General features: G+C 39.6%; 22 protein-coding genes and 1 tRNA gene. 12 read left to right on the plus strand and 11 right to left on the minus strand.

Annotation, left to right across the window (positions count from 1 at the left end; genetic code table 11):
* Window positions 1-372: 372 nt before the first annotated feature.
* The gene (locus tag FTU34_RS02850) at window positions 373-1,593 is read right to left on the minus strand and encodes a tyrosine-type recombinase/integrase (protein WP_180034668.1); all 1,221 of its coding nucleotides are present in this window, start codon (window positions 1,591-1,593) and stop codon (window positions 373-375) included.
* A gap of 194 nt (window positions 1,594-1,787) precedes the next feature.
* Window positions 1,788-1,864 (minus strand) — tRNA-Ile (locus FTU34_RS02855).
* A 368-nt stretch (window positions 1,865-2,232) separates the two neighbouring features.
* Here FTU34_RS02855 and FTU34_RS02860 point away from each other — a divergent pair.
* The gene (locus FTU34_RS02860) at window positions 2,233-4,437 is read left to right on the plus strand and encodes an OsmC domain/YcaO domain-containing protein (RefSeq protein ID WP_180034669.1); all 2,205 of its coding nucleotides are present in this window, start codon (window positions 2,233-2,235) and stop codon (window positions 4,435-4,437) included.
* Between the two features lie 537 nt (window positions 4,438-4,974).
* A complete protein-coding gene (locus FTU34_RS02865) occupies window positions 4,975-5,199 on the plus strand; it encodes a hypothetical protein (RefSeq protein ID WP_180034670.1) in 225 nt (74 codons plus the stop codon).
* 125 nt (window positions 5,200-5,324) lie between these two features.
* On the opposite strand, the gene bioB is transcribed toward FTU34_RS02865, so the two are convergent.
* Together bioB and queG are read right to left on the minus strand one after the other, a co-directional pair.
* On the minus strand, window positions 5,325-6,317 hold the full coding sequence (gene bioB, locus FTU34_RS02870) for a biotin synthase BioB (protein WP_168379635.1): 993 nt from the start codon (window positions 6,315-6,317) through the stop codon (window positions 5,325-5,327).
* A gap of 277 nt (window positions 6,318-6,594) precedes the next feature.
* On the minus strand, window positions 6,595-7,689 hold the full coding sequence (gene queG, locus FTU34_RS02875; protein WP_111885754.1) for a tRNA epoxyqueuosine(34) reductase QueG: 1,095 nt from the start codon (window positions 7,687-7,689) through the stop codon (window positions 6,595-6,597).
* 20 nt (window positions 7,690-7,709) lie between these two features.
* Between queG and FTU34_RS02880 the strand changes: the two genes are divergently transcribed.
* Window positions 7,710-9,197, plus strand: coding sequence for an NAD(P)H-hydrate dehydratase (locus FTU34_RS02880; protein WP_180034671.1), 1,488 nt, complete (start codon window positions 7,710-7,712; stop codon window positions 9,195-9,197).
* A gap of 1 nt (window position 9,198) precedes the next feature.
* Window positions 9,199-9,474, plus strand: coding sequence for an acylphosphatase (locus FTU34_RS02885; protein ID WP_180034841.1), 276 nt, complete (start codon window positions 9,199-9,201; stop codon window positions 9,472-9,474).
* A 29-nt stretch (window positions 9,475-9,503) separates the two neighbouring features.
* Here FTU34_RS02885 and ruvC read toward each other — a convergent pair whose 3' ends face one another.
* On the minus strand, window positions 9,504-10,049 hold the full coding sequence (ruvC, locus tag FTU34_RS02890) for a crossover junction endodeoxyribonuclease RuvC (protein ID WP_078189034.1): 546 nt from the start codon (window positions 10,047-10,049) through the stop codon (window positions 9,504-9,506).
* Between the two features lie 132 nt (window positions 10,050-10,181).
* On the opposite strand from ruvC, the gene FTU34_RS02895 reads away from it, so the two are divergent.
* Both FTU34_RS02895 and FTU34_RS02900 read left to right on the plus strand, forming a co-directional pair.
* Window positions 10,182-10,754 carry an FxsA family protein gene (locus FTU34_RS02895; protein WP_078192890.1) on the plus strand — a complete coding sequence of 191 codons (573 nt, stop codon included), beginning with the start codon at window positions 10,182-10,184 and terminating at the stop codon, window positions 10,752-10,754.
* A 145-nt stretch (window positions 10,755-10,899) separates the two neighbouring features.
* Complete coding sequence (locus FTU34_RS02900; protein ID WP_180003124.1) at window positions 10,900-11,547, plus strand: LysE family transporter; 648 nt, start codon at window positions 10,900-10,902, stop codon at window positions 11,545-11,547.
* Window positions 11,548-11,616: 69 nt separating this feature from the next.
* Here the strand turns inward: FTU34_RS02900 and FTU34_RS02905 are convergent, their stop codons facing one another.
* From FTU34_RS02905 to ahpF, 3 genes are all read right to left on the minus strand, one after another.
* Entirely contained in the window at window positions 11,617-11,811 is a 195-nt protein-coding gene (locus tag FTU34_RS02905; RefSeq protein ID WP_180003122.1) for a hypothetical protein, read from the minus strand.
* Between the two features lie 235 nt (window positions 11,812-12,046).
* The gene (locus tag FTU34_RS02910) at window positions 12,047-12,289 is read right to left on the minus strand and encodes a hypothetical protein (protein ID WP_078192893.1); all 243 of its coding nucleotides are present in this window, start codon (window positions 12,287-12,289) and stop codon (window positions 12,047-12,049) included.
* 267 nt (window positions 12,290-12,556) lie between these two features.
* Window positions 12,557-14,122, minus strand: a complete 1,566-nt coding sequence (gene ahpF / locus FTU34_RS02915; protein WP_180034672.1) for an alkyl hydroperoxide reductase subunit F — start codon at window positions 14,120-14,122, stop codon at window positions 12,557-12,559.
* A 284-nt stretch (window positions 14,123-14,406) separates the two neighbouring features.
* On the opposite strand from ahpF, the gene FTU34_RS02920 reads away from it, so the two are divergent.
* Both FTU34_RS02920 and FTU34_RS02925 read left to right on the plus strand, forming a co-directional pair.
* Window positions 14,407-14,625, plus strand: coding sequence for a DUF1653 domain-containing protein (locus FTU34_RS02920; RefSeq protein ID WP_078189028.1), 219 nt, complete (start codon window positions 14,407-14,409; stop codon window positions 14,623-14,625).
* Window positions 14,626-14,682: 57 nt separating this feature from the next.
* Window positions 14,683-15,276: an O-methyltransferase gene (locus FTU34_RS02925; RefSeq protein WP_180034673.1), complete on the plus strand. Its 594-nt coding sequence runs from the start codon at window positions 14,683-14,685 to the stop codon at window positions 15,274-15,276.
* Window positions 15,277-15,360: 84 nt separating this feature from the next.
* Here the strand turns inward: FTU34_RS02925 and FTU34_RS02930 are convergent, their stop codons facing one another.
* The 3 genes from FTU34_RS02930 to ahpC all read right to left on the minus strand — a co-directional run bounded on the left by FTU34_RS02930 (window position 15,361) and on the right by ahpC (window position 17,117).
* A complete protein-coding gene (locus tag FTU34_RS02930) occupies window positions 15,361-15,567 on the minus strand; it encodes a KTSC domain-containing protein (RefSeq protein WP_078189026.1) in 207 nt (68 codons plus the stop codon).
* A 218-nt stretch (window positions 15,568-15,785) separates the two neighbouring features.
* Window positions 15,786-16,262, minus strand: coding sequence for a hypothetical protein (locus tag FTU34_RS02935; protein WP_180034674.1), 477 nt, complete (start codon window positions 16,260-16,262; stop codon window positions 15,786-15,788).
* A 291-nt stretch (window positions 16,263-16,553) separates the two neighbouring features.
* A complete protein-coding gene (ahpC, locus tag FTU34_RS02940; RefSeq protein ID WP_078193727.1) occupies window positions 16,554-17,117 on the minus strand; it encodes an alkyl hydroperoxide reductase subunit C in 564 nt (187 codons plus the stop codon).
* 1,334 nt (window positions 17,118-18,451) lie between these two features.
* Here ahpC and hrpA point away from each other — a divergent pair.
* The 4 genes from hrpA to FTU34_RS02960 all read left to right on the plus strand — a co-directional run bounded on the left by hrpA (window position 18,452) and on the right by FTU34_RS02960 (window position 26,145).
* Window positions 18,452-22,339: an ATP-dependent RNA helicase HrpA gene (gene hrpA, locus FTU34_RS02945; protein ID WP_218950037.1), complete on the plus strand. Its 3,888-nt coding sequence runs from the start codon at window positions 18,452-18,454 to the stop codon at window positions 22,337-22,339.
* A 30-nt stretch (window positions 22,340-22,369) separates the two neighbouring features.
* Complete coding sequence (locus FTU34_RS02950; RefSeq protein WP_111885081.1) at window positions 22,370-23,485, plus strand: beta-ketoacyl-ACP synthase III; 1,116 nt, start codon at window positions 22,370-22,372, stop codon at window positions 23,483-23,485.
* Between the two features lie 11 nt (window positions 23,486-23,496).
* Window positions 23,497-24,264 carry a 1-acyl-sn-glycerol-3-phosphate acyltransferase gene (locus FTU34_RS02955; protein WP_180034676.1) on the plus strand — a complete coding sequence of 256 codons (768 nt, stop codon included), beginning with the start codon at window positions 23,497-23,499 and terminating at the stop codon, window positions 24,262-24,264.
* Between the two features lie 213 nt (window positions 24,265-24,477).
* Entirely contained in the window at window positions 24,478-26,145 is a 1,668-nt protein-coding gene (locus tag FTU34_RS02960) for a hypothetical protein (RefSeq protein ID WP_257226207.1), read from the plus strand.
* Window positions 26,146-26,296 lie beyond the last annotated feature (151 nt).

Raw genomic sequence — 26,296 nt, forward strand, 5'->3', positions numbered from 1 at the left:
TATGTAGAAAAGAAAGGTTAATGGAACACTGGTCGTGTTTCTCAGTCGGGGATTGGTCTCCTTGACTAGGCCGAGATTGGTACAGTGTAAGTATTCTGAAGTTTGGTCACTGATGAAAATAAACTTATACGGGTTTGCCTGAGACATAAATCGGGATAATGCTACACCAGCATGAAAAAATCGTGGCTTGTTCTTCCAAATTAGACAAGCATAAAACTATTGCCTAGCAGTAGAAATATGAAATGGAATATGGCCTCAGTCGGCATGAAAAAATTGAACCGCCAGAACAGGCGTAATCATCTGCTCAACAAAGAGCGTTAACAAATGCATTAGGCTCGATCCCTTAGGGACGAGCCTTGTCTTATTAAAAAATTATGCTACGGCTTTAATGTTATCAGTAACATTACTGAGATAGTCGGCCCACCATTGCATAATTTCAATTCGTTCTTCTAAATGTGTAGCTTTGTCATAAACAGCTTTTACACCCTGTTTTTTATGCGCTAAACAAGCTTCAATAACCTGTTCTTTATCACTGAATTGATTATTTAAGGCAGTACTTGCAATATGTCTAAATCCATGTGGACTTTGACGGCCTCGATAACCAAGATTTTTTAAAGCATTATTTAAAGTTGCTTCACTCATTGGCTGTGCAAGGCTATCTCGACTTGGAAATAAGAAGTCAGATACTGATCTAATATTTTTCAACTCTAATAACAATTGAATTGCTTGCCGTGGTAATGGTACTACATGGCTAATACCACATTTCATAGTTACGGCAGGCTTTATCCATATTTTTTTCTCAAAATCAAAATCTTGCCATTTCGCATAGCGTAATTCTTGGGGTCGTGGGAATAGAATAACGAGTAACTCCAAAGCAATCGCGGTACGGGCATTCTTATAGCCTCGAATAGACTGCACCAACTCGGGTAATTCCTGAAGACTGACATGCTTCATATTCCCTTTACTGCCTTTATCAAGATACTTTAAAATTCCATCCAAAGGGTTCGACTCTATTTGTCCATGAAACTTTGCAAGATCATAGGCATTGCGACAATGTGAAACTAGTTTCTCTACACGATTGTAAATACTTTCACTTCTAAGCATATCCTGAAAAAATGTCAGCCATTGTTGAGGTGAAATTTTGGTGAAATCCAATTCACCAAAAACAGATAAGATACGTTTTTCAATTGATTGAGTTTCTTTCTTTATTGTTATTGCAGCCCAAGTTGTTTTCTTAGTATCAAGCCAGTCATACATCAAGCTTTTTAAATTAAGTTGTTGTTCCTCAATCTTTTGCAATTCAATTTCTTTTTTTGTTAATACTTTTTCATTTTGCTGTAACTTGAGAAAAATAGTTGAAGCTTCAAGTTTAGCTGCTACAAGCGATAACTGCGGATAACTTCCAATACTATGCCACTTCCACTTCCCAACCTCATCCTTGAAACGGACTTGCCAAGTTTTTTTCCCTTTTGGTGATACACGAAAATAAAGCCCAGCATCACATGAAATACGATACTCCTTATCCTCAGGTTCAAGATTAAGAAGATGGGTATCTTTGATTTGTTTGATGTTATCTAAAGCCGTTCTTTTCATAGCAGAATCTCTTGTATCCGAGTAATGCAGAAAGAGTATCGGATACAAGATTGGATACACAAGAGGGCCAAATAAAGCTGTGCATAGCCAAACATAGTTGTGCAAAAAGCAGAAATAAAAAACCCATGAATCATTATAATTCATGGGTTTATATATTAAATCATTACAAAACTGTGCATATGATTACAAAAAACTGGTGGGCCCACACAGACTTGAACTGTGGACCAACGGATTATGAGTCCGCTGCTCTAACCAACTGAGCTATAGGCCCTATATTCTGAATGTGTTATTTATCAACAAGTTCAGACGCAAAGCATACTAGCGAAGATTTTTTTAAAAGACAAGCCTTTTTCTTCACGGCTGCACACTAACACAACAAATTGGCTGTAGTTGCAGCAGTTGAGCTTGGATTCGACCAAAATGCACAAAGTGTCGAATCCTATTGTGATGTAAATCACGACAAAAGTTATCAAACAGTCAAAATAACCTTATAATAATGCCCATTCTTGTCAGTACCGTGCCCAACAGCGCTTAGATTGGTACTGGCCTCACATTTTTAAGTCAATGTCCTACAGTTATTCGGCTTATGTTTTCATTTTTATGTGTTGCACTGACACATAAGAATATTTAGGTGCCCACATGGAAATTAAGGTTAATTATCTCGATAACCTTCGACAAGAAGCCAAATTTGATGACTTCACGGTAATTGCCGACCAACCTATTCGCTATAAAGGTGATGGTTCTGCTCCCGGACCATTCGACTACTTTTTGGCGTCGTCAGCATTATGTGCAGCGTATTTTGTAAAAGTGTATTGTGCAGCACGAGACATTCCGACAGAGAATATCCGCCTATCACAAAACAATATTGTTGATCCTGAAAACCGCTACAAGCAAATTTTCAAAATCCAAGTTGAACTGCCTGCGGATATTTCTGAAAAGGACCGTCAAGGTATTTTGCGTTCAATTGACCGCTGTACGGTTAAAAAAGTGATTCAGAATGGTCCTGAATTTGTCATTGAAGAAGTAGAAAGCATTGATGCAGATGCACAAGCTTTACTTATGCCAAATTTAGCGTCAGACAGTACCACGTTTATACCGGGTAAAGATCTGCCATTAGAAGAAACCATTGCCAATATGTCAGGTATTTTGGCAGGTTTAGGCATGAAGATTGAAATCGCATCATGGCGTAATATCGTACCGAATGTTTGGTCACTACATATTCGTGATGCACAATCGCCAATGTGTTTTACCAATGGTAAAGGCTCAACCAAAGAAAGTGCATTAGCTTCGGCTTTGGGTGAATTTATTGAACGTCTCAATTGCAACTTCTTCTATAACGACCAGTTCTGGGGTGAAGAGATTGCCAATGCTGACTTTGTGCATTACCCAGATGAAAAATGGTTCCAACCCGGCCCAGAAGGCGAGTTACCTACTGAAATCTTAGATGACTATACACGTGAAATTTATAACCCAGAAGATGAGTTATTAGGTACACATCTATATGACACCAATTCAGGAAATATAGCACGCGGTATTTGCTCTCTTCCATTTGTCCGTCAGTCCGACGGTGAAACAGTGTATTTCCCATCAAACTTGATTGAAAATTTATACTTGTCAAACGGGATGAGTGCAGGGAATACCTTGGCAGAAGCACAGGTTCAATGCTTATCTGAAATCTTTGAACGTGCAGTAAAACGTGAGATTTTAGAAGGTGAATTGGCTCTACCAGATGTCCCTGAAGAGGTTTTAGCCAAATATCCAAGTATTGTTGCGGGTATTCAAGGCTTAGAAGAACAAGGTTTTCCTGTATTGGTAAAAGATGCTTCACTTGGTGGTCAGTACCCTGTGATGTGTGTAACCTTAATGAACCCACGTACTGGTGGGGTTTTTGCATCTTTTGGTGCGCACCCTAAACTCGAAGTGGCTTTAGAGCGTAGCTTAACCGAGCTTCTACAAGGTCGTAGCTTTGAAGGTCTAAACGATCTACCAAAACCAACTTTTAGTTCAAATGCAGTTACTGAGCCAAATAACTTTGTAGAACACTTTATTGACTCAAGTGGTTTGGTATCTTGGAAATTCTTTAGCGCACAATCAGACTATGATTTTGTAGAGTGGGATTTCACATCTGAAGGTGAAAATGCCAATGCGGAAGAAGCCGCAGCGATGTTCGCGATTCTAAAAGATATGGGCAAAGAAGCGTATATGGCGGTCTACCAGCATCTTGGTGCTACGGCATGTCGTATTTTAGTTCCGGGTTATTCTGAAGTGTATTTGGTTGAAGACTTGGTTTGGGATAATACCAACAAAGCTTTGGACTTCCGTGAGGATATTTTAAATATTCATCGCCTAGATGAAGACGAGTTAGTGTCATTGGTTGAGCGCTTAGAAGAGCTTGAAGTGGATGACTACACGGATATTGTGACGCTCATCGGGATTGAGTTTGATGATAATACCGTATGGGGTCAATTAACGGTTCTTGAGCTCAAACTACTGATCTATATTGCGCTACAAGAGTTTGAAGAAGCAAAAGAGTTGGTCGAAACCTTCCTTCAATACAACACCAATACGGTCGAACGTGGTTTGTTCTATCAATGTATGAATGTGGTTTTAGAAGTTGAATTGGACGATGACTTAGATCTCAATGACTATGAACATAATTTCCGTCGTATGTTTGGTGACGAACGTATGGATGCGGTGATTGGTTCAATGGATGGCAGTCTTCGCTTCTACGGTTTAACTGAAACCAATATGCAACTTGAAGGTTTAGATCGTCATTTACGTCTGATTGATAGCTATAAAAAATTGCATGCTGCACGTGCGAAGTTTGCCAGTCAGAACGTTTAAATCTGGGCTTGTGAATAACGTTACTCATGTGATCATCTATTTGAAAAAACTCTCCTAAGGGGGAGTTTTTTTGTGCAAAATTTGCTGAAAAATAATCTATATCTGTGATGCTGATATTAATAAAAAACCTTAGAACTCAGGTGAATATAAGGAAGGCTTAAAAATAACCGATTATCCGAAATTGTGTCATTTTAAAGTAAAGATATTTGACTCATTGGAAAAATATGCTAATAAATTAGCTATGGCGTGTTTAGGCATGATCATAATATTTCAGGACGAAATATTCAGAAGCACATTAATAAATAAACGGGAGTTTTAACAACATGCTTCACTTATTCAGAAAACTATTTTGCATGCATATTTACGAATACGAGCAAATGGAAGAAATCGGTTCACACAAGGAATGTCGTAAGTGCGGTGTGACAAAGTAATGCAGAGTCTCAGCCGAAAAAAAAAGTGAGCGAAAGCTCACTTTTTTAATGCCGGTCAATATTGAAATCATTAAAATAGAAATACATTCACAGTTTTCATGCAGATATGAGTAAAGATTTTCAAGCCGAGCGTTATACCGTCGATGCCAATATGGCAGATACCATTGCATGGTTATTACAACATCAAGATTGCTTTGAATCTTTTCATTATGATGCGATTCAGCAGCAATTGGTGGTTCAACATGCTAATGGTCAAGACATTATTCGTGAAGGGGATTATTTAAATGCAGGCTATGGAATTTTAATAACAGCACATAACTTTGTTAAGTAAACGATATATTTTCCCTACTCATGGTGATTTAGCCATTTCATTTGTTCGCACCATCTCTTGCATTGCACTTTGATACCTATCACTGATCATTCAATAAAACTAAGCCCCGAACTTCGGGGCTTATTTTAAGCCATTTGCATGGCATCAGTTGAAAGCTGTGCAGCATTTGGTTTGGGCTGTTCAGCCACTAAACCGAGTTTGCTAAATAAAAGCTGATCTTTGCCTTCGCCTGCATTTGGCGTGGTCAGTAGTTTTTCACCAGAAAAGAGTGAATTTGCACCTGCCATAAATGCCAAAGCTTGTTCTGAATCACTCAGGGATTCACGACCTGCAGAGAGTCGAATATAGCTTTTTGGCATAATGATCCGTGCGACTGCAATGGTGCGAATCCATTCGATCACATCAAGTTTCTCAACCTCTGCAAGTGGGGTACCTTGAATAGGGACAAGGAGATTAATCGGCACGGATTCAGGATGAATCGGCAGCGTTGCCAACTCCATCAAAAAGGCGATACGGTCATCACGGCTTTCACCTAAGCCCACAATTCCGCCGCTACAGATTTTCATTCCAGATTGGCGAACATAGTCTAGCGTCGTTAAACGGTCATCATAGCTACGCGTGCTAATGACATTGGGATAATACTCACGAGAGGTATCGAGGTTATGGTTGTAATAATCTAAGCCTGCCTCGTGTAGGCGCTCTGCTTGAGATTGATTCAGCATGCCAAGGGTCATACAGGTTTCAAGTCCAAGCGCTTTGACTTCACGCACCATTTCTAACACATAGGGCATGTCCCGTTCATGTGGATTGCGCCATGCAGCGCCCATACAAAAACGCGAAGAACCTGAGGCAAGCGCAGCTTTCGCTTCATTGATGACTTTTTCCACAGCCAGACGTTTTTCAGCCTCTAATCCAGAGTCATAATGTGCGGACTGTGAGCAATATTTACAGTCTTCAGGGCACTTACCGGTTTTAATCGAAAGTAAGGTGCTGACTTGAATATGATTGGCTTGGAAATATTCACGGTGAATGGTCTGTGCTTGGAATAATAAATCCATCAATGGTTGTTGATACAACTCTTGTATTTCTGGATGTGTCCAGTCATTTCGGTAGCTCATAAATGATCCATATTTTCTGCCTAATGCAGATCATCATACGTAAAATTTGCAGACTTCCAAGACTATTTTGTAACATTGAAATTTAGCTAAAATACATTGAAATGACTTTTTCAAAGAACTTTTGATATTTAAGATACTTACAAAGTTATGCTAAATGACAGCACAATCGCTGCAATGTTTATTTTGAGCTAAAAAATTAATTTTCTTGGATTACGTCACTAAGTTTTAGCTTAAATGAAAACTTAGTAAGGATCTGGAAAATAGAGAATAAAAACCCTTAAAGCATTTTTGAGTTTTGTTCTGCAATTGCCCAATCAATATGAACTTGCACAATCGCGTCATGTTTTTCGCGAGAATTTTTTAATGATTGAACAATATTTGAACTGTATGGTGCATTGCCTAAGCCTATCGCGATATTTCGCATAAAGCTTTGATAGCCTGTTCGTCGTATAGGACTGCCTTCAGTACAGCTTAAAAAAGTGGCTTCATCCCATTGCCAAAGATCTAATAAACTCACTTGGTCGAGGCCATGACGTGGATAAAAGTCCTCAATTTGAGTTTTATGCGCAAAGCTATTCCATGGACAGATGAGCTGACAGTCATCACAACCAAACACACGGTTGCCAATGCCACGGCGTAATTCTTCAGGAATGATGCCTTTGTATTCGATGGTTAAGTAGGCAATGCATTTACGTGCATCTAACATATAGGGTTCAACGATGGCCTGAGTTGGACAGATATCAATACAGGCTGTGCATGAACCACAATGTTTGGTTGCCGGAGAATCAAAAGGCAAATCGAGTGATGTAAACAGCTCACCTAATACAAAAAATGAGCCTGATTTTTTATGGATCAGTAAGGTGTGTTTGCCTGTCCAGCCCATGCCTGCATTTTCAGCTAAGGATTTTTCAAACACTGGTGCAGAGTCGGCAAAGGGTCTAGATTCAAAATCTCCAATTTTTTCACGGATGATATTCGACAAGGTTTTTAAACGACCACGCATGACTTTGTGGTAGTCACGACCTCGTGCATAGCGTGCAATGATGGCTGCATTTGGTTCATCAGGAACATAACGTGGTTTTGGGGTTTCGACCAAATAATCCATGCGGACACAAATGATACTGCGGGTGCCGGGGACTAAAAGTGCAGGATTGGCACGTTTTTCAAGGTTTTCCTCTAGGAATTTCATATCGCCATGATAACCACGTTCTAAATATTCTTTAAAACGAGGGAGTTCCTCTTGAGCATCTGGCTTTGCGATGACACAATCAGAAAAACCTAAATTTAAGGCTTGTGCTTTAATCCATGCTTTTAGGGTTTCTGGATCATATTGATCGACAGGAATTTTTTGTGCAGGAGTTGAAGCGGCCATAATCATAACAAGGAAAAACAATGCGTCTGCAAGTTTACCATAGCCCTGTTTATCTTAGCCAAAGTATTCAAGCTTGGGAGCAGCGTTGGTTTGCTCAGCACAATAGCAGTTATGGTCTGATGCAGCAGGTCGCATGGTCGATTTCTCAGCAACTCATTCCAATGTTAAAGCAGCAAAATTTAAAAAATATTGCCGTATGTTGTGGGCAGGGCAACAACGCAGGTGATGGATATCTTACAGCGCAATACCTACAGCAAGCAGGCTTTCAAGTCGATATTTACGCCGCTGAAATTGGAGCATCGAAAGATTTACATTCTGCAGTACAAGAAGCGATAGATCACAAGCTCAAGATCTATTCACAGTTTGATTTTCAGCATGACTATGATGTCTATATCGACGCATTATTTGGTATAGGGCTCAATCGTGAACTTTCTAGCGAATGGCAAGCCATTATTCAACGATTGAATGCATGCACGGGACTTAAAGTTGCGATTGATATTCCAAGCGGATTACATGCCAATACAGGGCAGCCTTTACCCATCGCATTTCAAGCCGATTATACCTTTACGGCATTGGGTCTAAAAGCAGGGCTATTTACAGGTCAAGCGAAGGAATATGCAGGTGAAGTTTCGGTGATGGCATGTATACCGACTGATGCAGAGCTAGAGCCACTCGCTTATTTGTCTCCGCAGAAAATCACTTTACCTGAGCGACAAGCTTTTGGTCATAAAGGCAGTTATGGCCATGTTTTGGTTGTTGGTGGGCATGCTGAAATGGGTGGGGCGGTGATAATGGCTGCTGAGGCTGCATTCCATGCAGGTGCAGGAAAGGTCACCGTTGTTTGTGATGCACGACATCACACCGCTATTTTGGCGCGCGCACCGAATATTATGCTACGCGATATCAATGCATTAAATGTAAAAGCGATTCAGCAACTGATCGATCAAGTCGATGCGATTAGCTTTGGCATGGGGCTTGGTCGTGACAATTGGGCACAACAGCAGTTTAAGTCATGGTTTCCATTGATTCAGCAGTCAACCTTGGAAATTGTTTTGGATGCAGATGCATTATGGTTTCTAGCTGAAACACCTGAAAAATTGAATGCACGCACCTATGCAACGCCACATCCGGGTGAAGCTGCGAAATTATTGGGTATTACTACTGCTGAAGTTGAAGCAGATCGTGTACAAGCAATTCAACATTTAAAAGAAAAATTTCAAGGTCAATGGGTGCTTAAAGGCGCAGGCAGCTTAATACTTGAAGATCAGCTTTGGATTTGCACCGCAGGTAATGCAGGAATGGGTACAGGCGGTATGGGAGATGTGCTTGCAGGGATGATTGCAAGTTTAAAAGCACAATTCCATCAGCAAATTCATCTGCATGAAATCGTAAGTCTGCATGCTTTAGCAGGTGATGTATTGGCGCAGTCGGGGATGCGTGGTTTGCAGGCACAGGATATGGCCCAAGCGGTTTATCATGTGGTCAATCATTCAGGAGATGAAGACTAAAATGCATGCGGTTAAATTGCGAATTCAAGGTAAAGTACAGGGTGTTGGCTACCGTCGTTGGTTTGAGCAGCAAGCGCTTGCACTTAGTTTGAATGGTTATGTGAAAAATCTAGCGACGGGCGAAGTTGAAGCGCTGATTATTGGAACTGAAGACGCCATTCATAAAATACTGAAACACAGTCTGGTGGGGCCTTTACGAGCAGACGTAACTAAAATCGATCAGCAAGAAATTCCAAATTTGATCACTCGATTGAGTGGGCTTTCGAAAACAGAATGAATTACTGAGCTATATGATTTGACGATTATTTATCGACGTCGAGTGCTTACACGGCTGCGGCCACGAGCCATACCACCTAAGGCATTCAGTACAGCCATTTTACTCATACTACCAGACGCATGCGCATGACAAATTGCGGCAGCCAAAGCATCGGCTGCATCCTGCTGGGGTTTGATGCTTAGGTTCAGAATGCGCATAACCATCATTTGGACTTGTTCTTTATCTGCAGCACCATAGCCGACTACAGATTGTTTGATTTGCCGCGCAGTATATTCAGCGACTTGTAAATCTAAATTGGTTAAAGCAGCAATAGCAGCGCCACGTGCTTGACCTAGTTTTAGGGCTGAGTCAGGGTTTTGAGCCATAAAGACTTGTTCAACAGCAGCTTCAGTAGGCCCGTGAAACTTTACGATGCGATCAATACCAGCAAAGATACGTTTTAAGCGTTCAGGCATTTCTGTCGTTTCGGTACGAATGGTGCCAGCATCGACAAAACGTAGTTTAGAACCATCCTTTTCGATGATGCCGTAACCAGTTAAGCGCGACCCAGGGTCAATACCGATAATTAATGACATGTTTGCCCTATTTGCCCTTTAAAAATAAAAATATGCCCATATTGTTACATAAGCGTGTCAAAAAAGCTTGATAGTGATTGAGCAATTGAACGCAACACCTTAAATTAATTTACTGAGATTTGTTTAATTTTCATGAAATTATTTCTTCTGATTTTAGCAGGCTTGATCCTGGAAGTGTTTGTCTGGATCGGTGTGGGCGACCTCGTCGGCAGCATGTGGTATGTCTTTTTCTGGTTCGTGGCGGCCTTCTTTATAGGGATGAATATTATCCGTAAATATTCATCAGGTCTGATGCCTCAAATGCAGCAAATGCAAGCAGGTCAAATGAGTAATGATCCAGCTTTAACTGGAAATTTACCAAAAATTTTGGCTGGTTTCTTATTGCTGTTACCGGGTCTAATCTCAGATATTATGGCATTACTTATTTTGATTCCACCTGTACAAAATGCCATGAAAGCAGTCATGATGAAAACAATGATGAAGCGTCAGCAAGCCATGATGGAAAAAATGATGGGTGGCATGATGGGGGATATGGGAGGCATGGGCGGTGCTCAAGGTCAAAACCCATTTGCAGATATGATGCGTCAAATGCAAGATATGCAAAATCAGCAATCAGGTCGTGATTCATCCGTTATTGATGGTGAAGCTCGTGAAGTGACGCCAGATGCGAAACAAATTGAACTGAAAGATGTCAATAAAAAATAATTAACTCAGTATGAAAGGCCGAATGTGTATTCGGCTTTTTTTTGCGTAAATTTTGATACGGCCTAGAAATAAACCTTGTGTTGCCAACAAAAAAATTGAACAAGCGATATAATCTTCACGTTTTAATTCAAATGAATCAGCTTGCATGTCACTGTTATTCACCATCTGTGCGCTTCATTTTGTTGCGCAGTTGAGTCCCGGTCCAGATGTATTATTAATTGCTAAAAGTGCAGCATCAACAACGCGTGCAAATACCTTAAAAATTATTGCGGGGATCTCTGTCGGGATTGTGGTGTGGGTCGTTTTAACCTTATTGGGCTTTACGGTTCTGGTTGAGCAATTTCCATGGATACAACAAGTTTTAATGGCTGTTGGTGGATTTTTCTTGGCGAAAATGGGTTGGGCGATGTTTAGTGGTGGGCTTAAAAGTTTAAATCAAACAGCCAATTTAGAAGATGGGCAGGCCTTAAGTCAGCAGAATACTGAAAATTATTTTTTATTAGGTTTATTTACAAATTTAGCCAATCCGAAAACACTGATCTATTTTAGTAGTGTGTTCTCACTGGCGTTGAGTTCATCAGCCAGTAGTAACCTAAAAGCACAGCTTGCTGTCATCATTCCGATTCAAACTTTTATTGTGTTTAGTCTGTTTATGATGATTATGTCTTTGCCTAAAATTAAAGCACTCTACCAACGTTCGGGTAGTTATATTGATGTGGTTTCAGGGGCGTTATTTTTAATTTTTGCGATTTGGCTGTGGTTCGACGCAATTAGAATGTTCAATCTTCAATAGCTGCAAACATATTGCTGTCAGCAAAGCGAAAGCCAAGTATTAGAACTTGGCTTTTTTTATGTGCCAATTTTATTGCTCTGGATTGGTTTGATCTTGGTCTTTGGATGGTGCTGTATTTGATGGATCTTGTGCAACATCGGTAGTTTCAGCATGATCACGATAACGGTTCGGTTTGAGGGTGGTTTCGGTATTTTCAGAGCCTTTGTATGATCGGCTACGATTGGCGCGTTCACGCAAACCGCCTTTTTTAATTAACAGCACCATCGTCTAGAACCTCATTGCTATTGCCATAGTTTAAAGAATTTTCCTCGTGAAGATAAGTGAGCAGGGCGATGCTAGCGCATAAAAAAGCCTGAAATCATTCAGGCTTTCATCATTTTAATTTCTCGCTTTGAATGACTTTAACGCGACCCGATAACGGTGCTTAAATTCAGCTTAGCTAAAATTTTACACATTGCCAGCCTGTTCATACGGCTGTATTTGGCTGTTGTAAAAAAGCTTAATTTTTACCATCTTGCTTGAGTACTTCAAAGATGTTGAGTTGGGTTGTCGCTTCAGTATCGTGCTGTTGCAAATACACTTGAACACTCTTAAATAGAATGGCAACAGCCAAACAACTGAGTATGCAAAATATCCAAAAGCCATATGGGCTACGGATATTATGCGAGCCACATTCGGAACATTCTTTATCGCTTGAAGCCAATACTTTATTGCAACAAGCACAGTGATATTGATAGTGCATTGCTTTTCTCCATTTCGTCGAATTTGACCAACATTCTTGTTGTTATTGTCAACCATCAATCCGTGATGATTGTTTTATCTTAATGTGCAAATAAGCTGCTGTACAAGTTTTAAACGGTTTGTTTTGCTCATTATTGTGTAAGTGAAAAGCGTCAGAGAGTTAAATATTTGTTTTATTACTAATTTATAAATGAAACAAGAGATGAATTTTCAGACATAAAAAAAAGCCAGTTCGAAAACTGGCTTTTGCTGTTCTGTCTAAATTGAATTATTGACCCGAACGGATGATGTAATCAAAAGCAGATAATGATGCTTTCGCGCCTTCACCTGTCGCAATGATGATTTGTTTGTACGGTACTGTTGTACAGTCACCTGCGGCAAATACACCTTTCACATTGGTTTCGTTACGTTCGTTAATTACGATCTCACCACGGTTTGAAAGTTCAACTGCTGTTTCTTTTAAGAAATCAGTGTTTGGTAACAAACCGATTTGTACAAAGATACCAGCCAATTCAATCGTTTTGATTTCATCAGTTGCACGGTCTTTGTAGTTCAATGCAGTCACTTGTGAACCATCACCGACCACTTCTGTAGACAATGCATTCATGATTACAGTGGTATTCGGTAAGCTGTTTAACTTGTCTTGAAGGACTTGGTCAGCACGAAGTTTAGTATCAAACTCAACAAGCGTTACATGTTCCACAATACCTGCAAGGTCGATCGCTGCTTCTACACCTGAGTTACCACCACCGATGACTGCAACACGTTTACCTTTAAACAATGGACCGTCACAGTGTGGGCAGTATGCAACACCACGTGTACGGTATTCTTGTTCACCCGGAACGTTCATTTCTCTCCAACGTGCACCAGTCGATAGAATCACGGTCTTAGATTCAAGTTTTGCACCGTTTTCTAAAGTTACTTCAACTAAACCGTTGGTAGTCTCGTCCGCACCTTTAATGTTTGATACACGTTGTAGATTCATGATGTCCACACCGTATTCACGTACATGTGCTTCCATTTCAGCAGCAAACTTAGGACCTTGTGTCTTTTGAATCGACGTGAAGTTTTCGATGTCCATGGTATCCATGACCTGACCGCCCATGCGTTCAGCCACGATACCGGTTTTGATACCTTTACGTGCTGCATAGATTGCAGAAGTATTCCCTGCAGGGCCACCACCAATCACAAGGACATCAAAGGCTTCTTTGGCATTTAACTTTTCAGCATCTTTTGCTGCAGAGTTAGTATCCAATTTGGCAATGATTTCTTCCAAGGTCATACGACCTTGACCAATGTGGTTGCCGTCTTGGAATACCATTGGTACAGCCATGATTTTGCGTTCTTCCACTTCGTCTTGGAAGAATGCACCATCAATCATGGTTGCAGTTGTACCTGGGTTGTAAATTGCGATCAAGTTTAGTGCTTGAACTACGTCAGGACAGTTATGGCAGCTTAGTGATACAAATACATCAAAATCAGCTTTAAGACCTAGACCTTTGATGGTGTTCAGTACTTCGTCAGAAACTTTCGGTGCATAACCTGAAGTTTGTAGCAAAGCTAGAATCAAAGACGTGAACTCGTGGCCCATCGGTAAACCTGCGAAGAATACACGCGGAGTTTCACCTGCTTTTGCAATACCAAAGCTTGGCGCACGGCTGTTGTTACCGTCAAAACGTGCAGTCACTAAATCAGATAAAGCAGCAACTTCAGTTACCAATTCTTTAATTTTGTCTGATTTGTCAGTGCCGTTTAAAGTCGCGACGATTTCAATCGGGCCTTCAAGGCGTTCAAGTAAGGTTTTTAATTGAGCAGAAGTATTTTGATCTAACATTGCTAACGTCTCCAGAGGAGTAAATTTATTTGATGAGAGAATGATAGAACAAACCATTAAATAGGTGAAACGGTTTGTTTTTATAAAATTAATCGGTTTTTCAAATTAAATGATTAAATTTCTTTCTAAATCATAAGAATATGCCGATGTGAATGCAGTCAATATTGGGCCACTATCGAGAAATACAAGTTAAATAGTGGAAAAATAAACGAATTCATCGCGCTTTAAGCGAGAGAATGCTAGAGTCAACGCTATTGTATTGAGAACTTTTTTAGGGAAATGGCATGCAGGTTAAACAGGGAATTTATCAGCATTATAAAGGTCAGTTGTATCAAGTCTTTCATGTTGCAACACATAGTGAAACGCGTGAAAAAGTTGTGGTCTATCAGTGCTTGTATGACGACTATTCAATGTGGGTCAGACCATTAGAAATGTTTATGGAAACTGTGGAAATTGATGGTGAAGTAATTCCGCGTTTTAAACTGATCCAAGAAACCCACTGAGCAAATATTTAGTACTTTAATCTTTAAATATGAAAGAAATAACAAAAGGACAGAATCATGAGCATGGATGCAAATTTTAAAAACTATATGCAACAACTCTATGCAGACTTTAGTGCTCACGATGCTGCTCAAAATCACCGACTTGCGCGTTACCGAAATATTGAGCCTGAGTCTGCACTTTTTTTAGCTATGCAAATTCGCTTGAAACAAGCCAAACAGATATTGGAAATTGGAACATCTACAGGCTATTCCACGCTGTGGTTAGCAGATGCTGCACAGTCTACACAAGGGCGGGTCGAAACCATTGAAATTGATGCAGTGCGTATCGAACAAGCCAAACAGCATGCTGAAAATTTAGGCTTAGCCGAATACATTGAATTTCATCATGGCGATGCGCTGCATTTTTTACAGCAGTCAAATCAGCGTTATGATTTCATTTTATTGGATGCAGAACGTGATGCGTATATCGCGTATTGGCCATATTTAGCTGAATTGATACAAGTTCAAAATGGCGTGTTGATCGTGGACAATGTGCTGTCACATGCCGATGAGGTCGCTGAATTTATCCAACGCATTGAAGCGGATGATCGTTTTATCAGTATGACATTAAATGTGGGCGCAGGGCTCTTTATGGTGACTTGGCGCAACTAAAAATCAGGGCATTCAGCCCTGATTTGATCGATTTTTTTTTAATTAGTAAAAATACTGTTGCTATAGCGCTGAGCTTGTAGCGGTTTAACCCTGTAAGCTTACGCGTGAAAAATGTAGATCATATTCTAGATATTTGTGGACAAATGCCGTTTTATCACTACATCGAAGTAAATTATCATAAATAAAAGGTGAAACTGGATAAAAGAGATCCCCAGAACCATTCGCATAAAATATTTTTAAGTAACGTGAAGAAGAACTGTATTTCCAAGAAGTTACAACAGTTGTTGTCATAAGCCACCCCCTTATTGCGTTGTTATAGTCATACTGCAGTTAAAGGTTTATCTCATTTGAAATTAAGACAAATTCGGGGCGTGGAGTATTGCAGAATTGTTAAAAAATAATGTTTTATCTCTTATTTTTTTCATTTCGTTATCAACTAATTTGATAAAAATAATGCCAATTCAGAGAAATGCCATAAGCGTCATTATCGCTTGTTGGTGTCGAGAGAGTTAAAAACTACGGCATTGTTCTGATTTATTGCCTTTGACTTGGTTGTTGCTGCCATTAATTGAAAAAGCATTTTCAAGACAAATTAAATTACCTGCGATTTCATTATTATTTAGCACAATATTGCCGTTATTTTTCTTTAATTTGAGGTCGCCTGAAATTTGGTTATTGAGGAGTTGGATGTTTTTCCCAGTTGTAAAATCGACATTGCCACTGATATTGTTATGATTGGCAATGATCTTGGTAAAATTTTTATTCGATTCAATATTGCCTTTGATGTGGTTGTCATGCAGTTCAACACTGGCACCATTTTCTAAAATAACATTGCCATGAACAATTAAACCTTCAAGCTGACAATTTTTTTTGACTTTAATATCTTCACGAATACTTTGGTTTTTAATTTCACCTTCGCAGTTCACGGCAGCAAAAGTTGTAAACGAACATAAAATTAAACTGATCGAGACGAAATATTTTTTCATGGGCTTACATCTTCCTGAAATAAGCAATTGACCTAAAATTCATGTTAAAAATACTGAAATACTGGCAAAGATGTAAGCCTAGACAATCGGGTTTGCGGCGCATTTTTATTATATTTGTGTAAGCTCTAACTTGATGAATATCTACAGATATGTAGAAAGTGCTAGTACGTTAAAGTTGTATGAATAAAGTGTGAACTGCGTAGGGTGTATAGAGGTATATACTCGCAGATAATAGGCATAAAAAAACCACGCTAAAAGCGTGGTTTTTGAATCAGTTCAATCTAATACAGATTAGATTTTACCAACTAGGTCGATTGAAGGAGCAAGAGTTGCGTCGCCTTCTTTCCATTTAGCTGGGCAAACTTCGCCTGGGTGAGCGTGTACGTATTGAGCTGCTTTAACTTTACGAAGAAGTTCTTGAGCATCACGACCGATACCACCAGCGTTGATTTCAACGATTTGGATTTTACCTTCTGGATCGATAACGAAAGTACCACGATCAGCAAGACCGTCAGCTTCGATTAATACGTCAAAGTTTTTAGCAAGAGTCCAGTTCGCATCACCAACCATTACGTATTGGATTTTTTTGATTTCTTCTGAAGAATCGTGCCAAGCTTTGTGAGTGAAATGAGTGTCAGTAGAAACTGAGTAGATTTCAACACCTAGTTTTTGGAATTCTGCATAGTTGTCAGCAAGGTCACCAAGTTCAGTTGGGCAAACGAAAGTGAAGTCAGCTGGGTAGAAGAATACAACAGACCATTTACCTTTAAGATCAGCTTCAGTTACTTCGATGAATTGACCATTTTGGAATGCTTGTGCTTTAAACGGTTTAACTTCAGTATTAATTAAGCTCATCATTGTCTCCATGATTGAGGTTTGTTTTTGATTTCCAATAGGGTACAGAAATTTTACTTATTGCTGAAATAGTATTTTTACATAACTAATATCGGAAAATCCGAATTAGTACACTCCAGAACTATTTCAGCAATAACGATTATTTATCATTATTTCATTCGATATAAGCCATATCAATGCCATATAAAGTTGAAAGTAAAATGACAAAATCATCTTTTTAAAGTCTGTAACCAACATGATGCTTGTTGCATAAGATTTCAAGGGTGATCTCTAAAAAAGTTATAAAAAATATTTCAAATTATAGAATTTGTTCATATAAGATGGCATGAACATAAAATGATTCCAGATTTGATCAAGTGCTTAGTCAATTTTTTCGTATCATTGCCATTCTCAGTCTTGCACTTGCATCACTATGTATTCTTAAAGTTGAAGACACAGGTACAAATTTATGTATCTATGAATACTTGCAACCTCAAAAAGCGACCTATTTTAATGAACTATTTGGAACTTCATCAGATGATCCTACGCTATTGAGTACCATGGGAATCGTTGGAATCTTCTTTTTTTTCATACTGTTGTTATCATTTAGATGTGCTTGGTATGTGGTTATATTATGGCTATATGCGATTTTTCAATTCATCATCATTTTAATGATAGAAACTGCTTCAATTTCAAAAATTATCTATGACAGTATTGTTCATTGTCATAATGGTTGGTTGTTCGCATGGGTGATCGGGCAGAGTATATTTATTGTTTTTAGTATCATTTATATTTTCTATGGCACTGAAACTAATGGATAATGCATCCAAATGGATAAGCTTGAGTTGCCTATTCTAGTCAGCATGTGGGTTTATTTTTCTGTACTGGATGAATCAAGAATGTGCTTTCAATTCAAGGTGCTAGCCCGAATCAAATTATTTATTAAGCTGAAATGAATGGTTTTTCATCGGATGAACCTCTTTTATTTATTTTTATTGCGTTGATTTGCTTTTTATTCTCAATTCTTTTTGTGCTTAGCAAAATCTGTTCATCATTTTTTGATCATCTCTTTCATTTTATTGATGTTTTTAATTGTGCCATTGAGTATATTCTATACAGTGTCATTTTATCAGCCATTACATGGCAGTATTGAAGCATGTGGCAATTATTGGCTATTGGCCGCAATTTTAGTTTTTTATCATTTTATTCTGTTCGGCTTTACCTATTGGTTTCAGGCACGCAAAAAATAGATTCATCTTTCACTATTTTTACATACAGCGTAAAATATTCGGTTCTATTTTAATTATTAGGATAATGCATCTGTGCCAAGTCAGTTAAATGTCGATCAATTGGTCATGGTTCGTGATCGCCATCGCTTAAGTCGGCTGAAAAAAGGCAAAGAAGCCAATCCTGAAAAATTTCAAGATTTGTTTGAAAAGTCGAATGCGAAAGTGCGCGAACGGATTGCCCGCATTCCCAATATTAAATTAAATCAAGACTTACCTGTTACGCAGTATGCGGACAAACTAATTGAAGCGATTCAAAAGCATCAAGTGATTATTGTGGCAGGTGAAACGGGTTCGGGTAAAACCACACAGTTGCCTCAAATTGCCATGCTTGCAGGTCGTGGTTTAACAGGTTTGATTGGCCATACTCAACCCCGTCGACTAGCAGCGCGTAGTGTTTCGCAACGTATTGCAGAAGAAGTGGGCGAAAAGCTGGGGGAGTCGATCTCCTTTAAAGTTCGTTTCAATGAACAAGGTTCACAAGATTCCATCGTTCGATTAATGACCGATGGTATTTTATTGGCTGAACTGGCCAATGACCGATTCTTAAATAAATACGACACGATTATTATCGATGAAGCGCATGAGCGTTCGCTAAATATTGACTTCATCATGGGCTATCTCAAACAGCTCTTGCCACGTCGTAAAGATCTCAAAGTCATTATTACTTCCGCGACATTAGACGTAAATCGCTTCTCGAATTACTTTGATGGGGCACCTATTTTTGAAGTCGAAGGTCGAAGCTTCCCTGTAGAATTGCGTTATCGTCCGATTTCAGAGCTGAGTATTGTTGGCAGTGATGACGATGAGTTTGATGATTTTGAAGAAAATCTACCGCGTGCCGTTGTTTCGGCAGTAGAAGAATGTTTTCAAGATGCACAGGAAAAAGGTCATCCTGAACATGCGGACATTTTGATTTTTGCCAGCACTGAACAGGAAATTCGTGAGTTACAGGAAACACTGCAAAAGTTTGGGCCACGACATACCGAAGTTTTACCTTTATATGCTCGATTGGCTTTGGCAGAACAGCAAAAGATTTTCAATCCATCAGGCGGTGGGCGACGGATTATTATTGCCACCAACGTGGCAGAAACTGCCTTAACTGTGCCAAATATTCGCTATGTAATTGATAGTGGCTTTGCACGGATATCCCGTTATAACTATCGCTCACGTGTACAGCGTCTACCAATTGAGGCTGTATCACAGGCGGCAGCAAATCAGCGTAAAGGTCGTTGTGGTCGTATTGCACCGGGTGTGTGTATTCGACTGTATTCAGAAGAAGACTTTATGAGTCGTCCTGAATTTACCGAACCGGAGATTAAACGAACCAACTTGGCCTCGGTTATTTTGCAAATGCAAAGTTTGGGCTTTGGTGAATTAGAAGACTTCGATTTTATTGAGCCGCCAGATCATCGTTTGGTGAATGATGGTCGTAAGCTGTTAATTGAATTAGGTGCTTTAAAAGAAAAATCGGCGTATGTACCGCAAGTTGCTTCGGAAAACCAAGCAAAACAAGGCACAAAACATGCGAATAATAAAAATGGTGCTTTAACCAAAATTGGTCAGCAAATGGCGAAAATGCCGATCGACCCGCGTCTTGCACGGATGATTTTGGGTGGAGCGCATTTTGGCGTATTAAATGAAGTCTTGATTATTGTCGCTGCTTTAGCGGTACAAGATCCACGTGAACGTCCTGCGGATAAACAAATGCAGGCCGATCAGAAACATGCTTTGTTCCGTGAAGCTGACTCGGATTTCTTGTTCTATATCAAATTATGGGAAGCTTTGGTTGCTAACCGTGACATGAGTGAGAATAAGCGTCGAACCTTTGCACGCAACCATTTCCTTAGTTGGTTACGCCTCCGTGAGTGGAAAAAAACCCATGAGCAATTGGTGGATTTGGCTCAGGGCTTAAAACTGTCCTTTAATGAAAAGAAGGCCAATTATGAAAATCTGCACCGTGCGTTATTAACGGGTTTACTTTCATTTATTGCCAACAAAACCGATGAACGTAATGTGTTCATGGCAGTGCGTCAGCAAAAGGCACGCATTTTCCCTGCATCAACTTTGCATAAAACAAATACACCTTGGGTCATGGCTTTTGAGATGGTGGAAACCTCTCAGGTATATCTTCGTACATTGGCGAAAATTGAACCTGAATGGATTTTATTGGCTGCAGGCGATTTATTGAAGCATCATTATTTTGAGCCGCATTGGTCGAAAAAAGCTGGTGTGGTGAATGCTTATGATCAAATTTCTTTATTTGGTTTGATTATTGAGCCACGTCGTCAGATTAATTATGAAAAAGTGGATCATCCGGCGGCGCATGAAATTTTCCTACGCGATGCGTTGACGACGGGACATTTGGGTATTACGCCGCCGTTCTTAAAACACAATTTATTAAAACTCGAAGAAGTTGAGCGTGTTGAAGATAAACTGCGTCGTCGTGATTTGGTAGTGGATGAGGAAACCATTTACCAATTTTATGCTGCAAAAGTTCCTGAAGAGGTGGCAAGTCGTCGTAGTTTTGAAGACTGGCGTGCAACTGTAGAACCTAAAAATCCACGGTATTTATTTATCGATGATGATTCGCTTTGGATGAATGACCGTCCAACGACCCAGCAATTTCCAGACTACCTACGAAATGGTGAACTGCGTTTGGCTGCAAGTTATCGTTTTGACCCAAGTCATGATGAAGATGGCGCAACGGTCAAAATTCCAGTTCAAGCTTTGCCGCAAGTGGATGAAAATATTTGGTCATGGGGTATACCTGGTTGGCGACAAGACCTGATTGAAGCTTTACTTAAAGCATTGCCAAAAGATAAGCGCCGTCACTTGGTGCCAATACCTGATACAGCGCGTAAATTGATGGATCGTGTCGATGCCGTGCATTTGCGCGAGCATATTTTTAGTTTCTTGGCGTTCCAACTGCGTGGTGAGCAAATCACAGATAAGGACTTTTCTTGGGAACGTGTTGAGCAATATCTGCTGCCTTTAATCAAAGTCATTGATGAAAAAGGCCGTGTGATTGAGCAAGGTCGTGATCTAGATGAACTCAAAGCACGCTGTCGTACGGAAACTCATAGCCCAGTCAAACAGTTAAAAGGTGAGTTTAAAACCTTCCCTGATAATTTTGTGTTCGAAGCATCACAAAAAGTCACGGGTGTGGTGGTGAAACAATATCAAGCGCTTGTTCCAGTCAAAGGCTTTGCAGAGTTGGATGCCAAAGACGAATCTGGTGTGGTGATTCAGACTTTCAATGACCAATTTGAAGCAGTCAAACAACACCGCGAAGGGATCATTCGTTTGGTTCATATGCAGTTGGGTGACTTAGTTCGTCAGTTGAAAAAACAGATTTCTAAACCCTTGGCATTGGCTTATTCACCGCTAGGTGACAAAGCCAAACTAGAGCAAATGTTAGTTTATGCCACACTTCAGCTTGCAATAAATGAGCTACCTGTCAATGTGCAGGAGTACCAAAACCTGATTTTAAATGTAAAGAAATCTTTCTTAACCCATGGGCAACAAGCATTAGCCGTTTTAACTGAAACCTATATTCAATGGCAGGATATACGTCGGAAATTGTTGGTTTTAGATGATTCTGTGTTTGGAAAGAACATTGATGACATTGAAGATCAACTCGATTTGATGCAACTTTCAGATTTCGTTTATGGCAAAACTTCCGATGTGTGGCTCGAATTTCCAAGATATTTGAAGGCATTAGTCTTGCGTTTAGACCGCTTGCCAAATAACCTACAAAGGGACAATTCTGCCATTGATCAAGTTGACCCATGGATGGAAAAATTATTTAAGTTTAAAAATGACACTCGCCTTAAAGAATTGTATTTCATGGTTGAGGAGTTACGCATCTCTATTTTCTCTCAACCAATGAAGACCAAGATGCCAATTTCTCCATCCCGCTTGCAAAAAGTATGGGATAAGCTCGGAATCAGTTAAGATATAGGTAATTTCTAAAAGGAGTTTTACATGGGCATCCGCATTACGGGTACAGGTCTTTATCATCCAGAAGACGTAATTACTAACGAAGAGTTAGTTGAAGCTTTAAATGCTTATGTGGAACAGTACAACAGTGATAATGCTGAAAAAATTGAAGCCGGTGAGCTAGAAGCGCGCCGTGGTTCAAGTGCAGAATTTATCGAAAAAGCATCTGGCGTAAAAGCACGTTATGTTGCTGAAAAAAGCGGTATTTTAGATCCAAAACGTTTACGTCCAGTATTGCATGAACGTTCAAATGATGAATTGTCTATTCAAGCGGAATGGGGCGTAGCTGCGGCTAAACAAGCGATGGAAAATGCGGGTGTGACTGCAGAAGACATCGATGTTGTGATCTTGTCATGCTCTAACATTCAACGTGCATATCCAGCCGTTTCAATTGAAATTCAAACTGCGTTGGGTATTCAGGGCTATGCCTATGACATGAACGTTGCATGTTCAGCTGCAACTTTTGGTATCAAGCAAGCCTATGACGCGATCAAATCAGGCGCTCGTCGCGTGTTATTGGTAAACGTTGAGATCACATCTGGTCACACAGATTTCCGTATGCGTGACTGTCACTTCATTTTTGGTGACGTTGCAACGGCTTCGATCATTGAAGAAACTGAAACCAAAGCTGGTTTTGAAGTGTTGGATATTGACCTGTTTACTCAGTTCTCAAACAACATTCGTAACAACTTCGGTTACTTAAATATGAGTGAAGTCGATGCTGACATCGACAACAACCGTTTCCGTCAAGACGGTCGTAAAGTATTTAAAGAAGTGTGTCCATTAGTGGCGAAAATGATCACTAAGCAATTGGATGACAATAAAATTGCGGCAACAGATGTAAAACGCTTCTGGTTACACCAAGCAAATGCCAGCATGAATGAATTGATTCTGAAACTGGTTGTGGGTAAAGAACATGCTCAGCCAGACCTTGTGCCAATCATTCTTGATGAATTTGCCAATACTTCATCAGCAGGTGTCATTATTGCATTGCACCGTACTGCGAATGAAGTAAACCATGGCGAATATGGCGTACTTTGCTCATTTGGTGCAGGCTACTCAGTAGGTTCTGTACTTGTTCAAAAACATGATGCTGCCTAAGGTCAGCACATTTGCAGGTTGAACATGATGCAAAATGGATAAAGCGTTTAAGCGCTTTATCCCGCATGTATTTCACGCCGACCTTTTTTTGCGCTGAATATATTGATGCATCAAAACCTGCAATGTATGTAGGGAATCATACAATTTACGGTGTACTCGATTCACCGTTGATTATTGATTATCTCTACAATGAACATAAAGTGGCTGTGGTCAGTATCGCTGATCATAGCCATTTTTATTTGCCCGGTTGGCGTGGCATGGTCAAAAAGTTCGGTGCAGTCCAAGGCATTCAGGACTATGTCAGAACAGTGATGCAACAAGGTTATTCCATTTTAGTTTTTCCCGGTGGTGGTCGAGAGGTTTTGAAGCGAAAAGGCGAAGCCTATCAACTGATTTGGAAGCAACGTTATGGCTTTTTAAAACTGGCGCAAGAATTTAATTATGATATCGTGCCTTTTGCCGCTTTAGGTGGAGATGAAGTCTTTGAACTGGGTTTTGATGCCAGTGTGATTGTTGAACATCGTTGGTTTAAACAACTATTAAAAATACAAAAACTTGATAAATTATTACGTCATGGTGATGTGATTCCGTCTTTACCCAAACGTATTATCCCCAAGCGCATTCCATTCTATTTTCAATTTTTACCCCGTCAAAGTTTGAGTCATATTCAGAGTGTAGAGGATTTAAAGCTCTATCGAGAGGCACTACAACAAGATATTTACACTGCAATAGAAAAGCTTAAGAAAATCCGTTCAGAACAACATTCTACAGATCAATAATAGTGACTACTCTTCAACTTCATCCATTTTTTATTCGTCACAGCTCAAAATCATGGTGAATTTTGTCACAACAATAGCTTTTAGATTTTTTTATTGAACGCCTTTGTATTGACCTTTTGTACAGCTATTTGGCTGATTAATGGCAGTAGTCGGAGCATTAAACTTTGACTATAGTGAAGGTTGAAAAATAATCAACGATCGTTAGGGCGGAAGATGGAAAAGAAAAGCTTGACCCTGCAGCTTGAGCATATTGCTCGGCAACTTATTCGAATATCTCCAAGTTTAAAGCAGTTGTATCAAGAGCAAATGGAACTTGCTACAGCACTCAATTCACAAAATATCTTTAAAATTGAACAAGAGCAGCACCGCATTCAACTGTGTAATGGACTGTGTACCTTACAACTACAAAGTCGTGAATCGATTGGATATCAGTTTCCTAGAAGTCCGTTTAGACCCATCAAAATTGCTGAATTGCATTCGACAGTGCCATGTATTGAGGCAATAGAAGATTTCTTATTTCATGAATTGTATTTTTTTACTGGCGACCTAAAGCCGCAACATTCACTCTTGCTCAGAGAAAAAGCACAGCAATTTAGACAATTGATCTTACAGTCCGTTTTTCAACATCTAAATGGGCCAGCGCGTGTTCAGCAGTTTTTAGCACAGATGACAGCAGTTGAAGCGCAAATTTTTGATCAGCTGATGCAAGAGCAGCAGATTTATCAGACACCGCTATTACAAACGTATATCGAATGCCAAATCTGTCTACCCCATTGGTTGATGCAAAAGATTAAGCAGATGTTTGCGCTCAATTCACTTACAGAAGCTGAAATATTGCCGATACAGCTCTTGATGGATAGTTTGGACGAGATTTGTTTTGCTACAGCACAATTTTTAGATCCGACCATATACCGGATCATGAGTTTGAGCTATGAAGATCGGTTCAATTTACAAGAATTAAATGAACATATAGAAGATATTATTTTGTTGCTCGACCATGCATATGAGCGCCCCAATTTGCTGGGTTTTATTCGTTTGATGCATCGGGATGTTTGGGCAGAGCAGGACATATTAAGCCATAGCAATTTTGTGCAAGCCACAGCTATTTGGCAAAAAAAATGTGGAAAACTCCCTTTACTCGATAACAATCGTGCAGTGCGATGGATGTTCAAGCAGTCAGCCGAAGTATTGGATTGGCTGAGTCGTAATTTTCAACACAGTAATGTACGAGTGACTGTGACGGCATTAAGTTTTGTCGATACACAGCAAATGCATCCCACATTGATTCTTGCGACCTTACAACATTTTCAATTTGTTGCAGCGCGCTTATTTATTCAAAATTGCCATGCGATTGCGCATGAACAAGATTGGTTTAATCATGAAAAAAATCTACAGTTTGTTTTACAACGAAAATATCAGCAACATGATGATCACCGTGTTGTCATCAGCCCATCGATTTTGTATTTAGATGAATGGTTGATCTTAATGCGACAGGTTTTGGGTGCAGAGGATCAGGCCATAAAAAAAGTCTATCTACCTTTGAGCCGTATTATGCAAGCCTATCTACAACATTTAGTAAGTTGTACGCAGCATTTACCGCAGGCTTTGATGGATTATATCCGTCCAGAAACCCAAGAAAATCGCCAGTTTTTAAGTATGTTACGACAGCATAAAATTCAACTGCAGGATTTTCGAAATTTATTTTATTTAAAGCATGCTAATTTAAGAGTATCTGTATTTGATGCCTATGTGCGTGATTATGTCAGTGCGACTTATTCTACAGGTCATACAGTCCCAAAAAATATTACTTGGAATGGAGTCTTTCATCAGGCGGTACATTGGCATGCCAAGCAACAAAAGCAGGAAGTGTTAACTCAATAAAAGCGTCAATTTGCGACAACGGTTTGGCAGCCATTTACAACAGAAGACAAAATATATTTTCAAGATTGGGTCTTTGAAGAATTAAAAACCATCGATCGAATTATTGATGAATCTATTCAATTTAAACATTGTTTGGCATTAAGTTATAGCG

Origin of the sequence: Acinetobacter sp. YH12094 (genome assembly GCF_013419295.1) — a bacterium.
Classification (GTDB): Bacteria; Pseudomonadota; Gammaproteobacteria; order Pseudomonadales; family Moraxellaceae; genus Acinetobacter; species Acinetobacter amyesii.

Excerpts from the sequence above, each read along its gene's own strand:
- FTU34_RS02850 (WP_180034668.1), bottom strand. The coding sequence starts at position 1,593 with ATGAAAAGAACGGCTTTAGATAACATCAAACAAATCAAAGATACCCAT.
- FTU34_RS02860 (WP_180034669.1), top strand. The coding sequence starts at position 2,233 with ATGGAAATTAAGGTTAATTATCTCGATAACCTTCGACAAGAAGCCAAA.
- FTU34_RS02865 (WP_180034670.1), top strand. The coding sequence starts at position 4,975 with ATGAGTAAAGATTTTCAAGCCGAGCGTTATACCGTCGATGCCAATATG.
- bioB (WP_168379635.1), bottom strand. The coding sequence starts at position 6,317 with ATGAGCTACCGAAATGACTGGACACATCCAGAAATACAAGAGTTGTAT.
- queG (WP_111885754.1), bottom strand. The coding sequence starts at position 7,689 with ATGGCCGCTTCAACTCCTGCACAAAAAATTCCTGTCGATCAATATGAT.
- FTU34_RS02880 (WP_180034671.1), top strand. The coding sequence starts at position 7,710 with ATGCGTCTGCAAGTTTACCATAGCCCTGTTTATCTTAGCCAAAGTATT.
- FTU34_RS02885 (WP_180034841.1), top strand. The coding sequence starts at position 9,199 with ATGCATGCGGTTAAATTGCGAATTCAAGGTAAAGTACAGGGTGTTGGC.
- ruvC (WP_078189034.1), bottom strand. The coding sequence starts at position 10,049 with ATGTCATTAATTATCGGTATTGACCCTGGGTCGCGCTTAACTGGTTAC.
- FTU34_RS02895 (WP_078192890.1), top strand. The coding sequence starts at position 10,182 with ATGAAATTATTTCTTCTGATTTTAGCAGGCTTGATCCTGGAAGTGTTT.
- FTU34_RS02900 (WP_180003124.1), top strand. The coding sequence starts at position 10,900 with ATGTCACTGTTATTCACCATCTGTGCGCTTCATTTTGTTGCGCAGTTG.
- FTU34_RS02905 (WP_180003122.1), bottom strand. The coding sequence starts at position 11,811 with ATGGTGCTGTTAATTAAAAAAGGCGGTTTGCGTGAACGCGCCAATCGT.
- FTU34_RS02910 (WP_078192893.1), bottom strand. The coding sequence starts at position 12,289 with ATGCACTATCAATATCACTGTGCTTGTTGCAATAAAGTATTGGCTTCA.
- ahpF (WP_180034672.1), bottom strand. The coding sequence starts at position 14,122 with ATGTTAGATCAAAATACTTCTGCTCAATTAAAAACCTTACTTGAACGC.
- FTU34_RS02920 (WP_078189028.1), top strand. The coding sequence starts at position 14,407 with ATGCAGGTTAAACAGGGAATTTATCAGCATTATAAAGGTCAGTTGTAT.
- FTU34_RS02925 (WP_180034673.1), top strand. The coding sequence starts at position 14,683 with ATGAGCATGGATGCAAATTTTAAAAACTATATGCAACAACTCTATGCA.
- FTU34_RS02930 (WP_078189026.1), bottom strand. The coding sequence starts at position 15,567 with ATGACAACAACTGTTGTAACTTCTTGGAAATACAGTTCTTCTTCACGT.
- FTU34_RS02935 (WP_180034674.1), bottom strand. The coding sequence starts at position 16,262 with ATGAAAAAATATTTCGTCTCGATCAGTTTAATTTTATGTTCGTTTACA.
- ahpC (WP_078193727.1), bottom strand. The coding sequence starts at position 17,117 with ATGAGCTTAATTAATACTGAAGTTAAACCGTTTAAAGCACAAGCATTC.
- hrpA (WP_218950037.1), top strand. The coding sequence starts at position 18,452 with ATGGTTCGTGATCGCCATCGCTTAAGTCGGCTGAAAAAAGGCAAAGAA.
- FTU34_RS02950 (WP_111885081.1), top strand. The coding sequence starts at position 22,370 with ATGGGCATCCGCATTACGGGTACAGGTCTTTATCATCCAGAAGACGTA.
- FTU34_RS02960 (WP_257226207.1), top strand. The coding sequence starts at position 24,478 with ATGGAAAAGAAAAGCTTGACCCTGCAGCTTGAGCATATTGCTCGGCAA.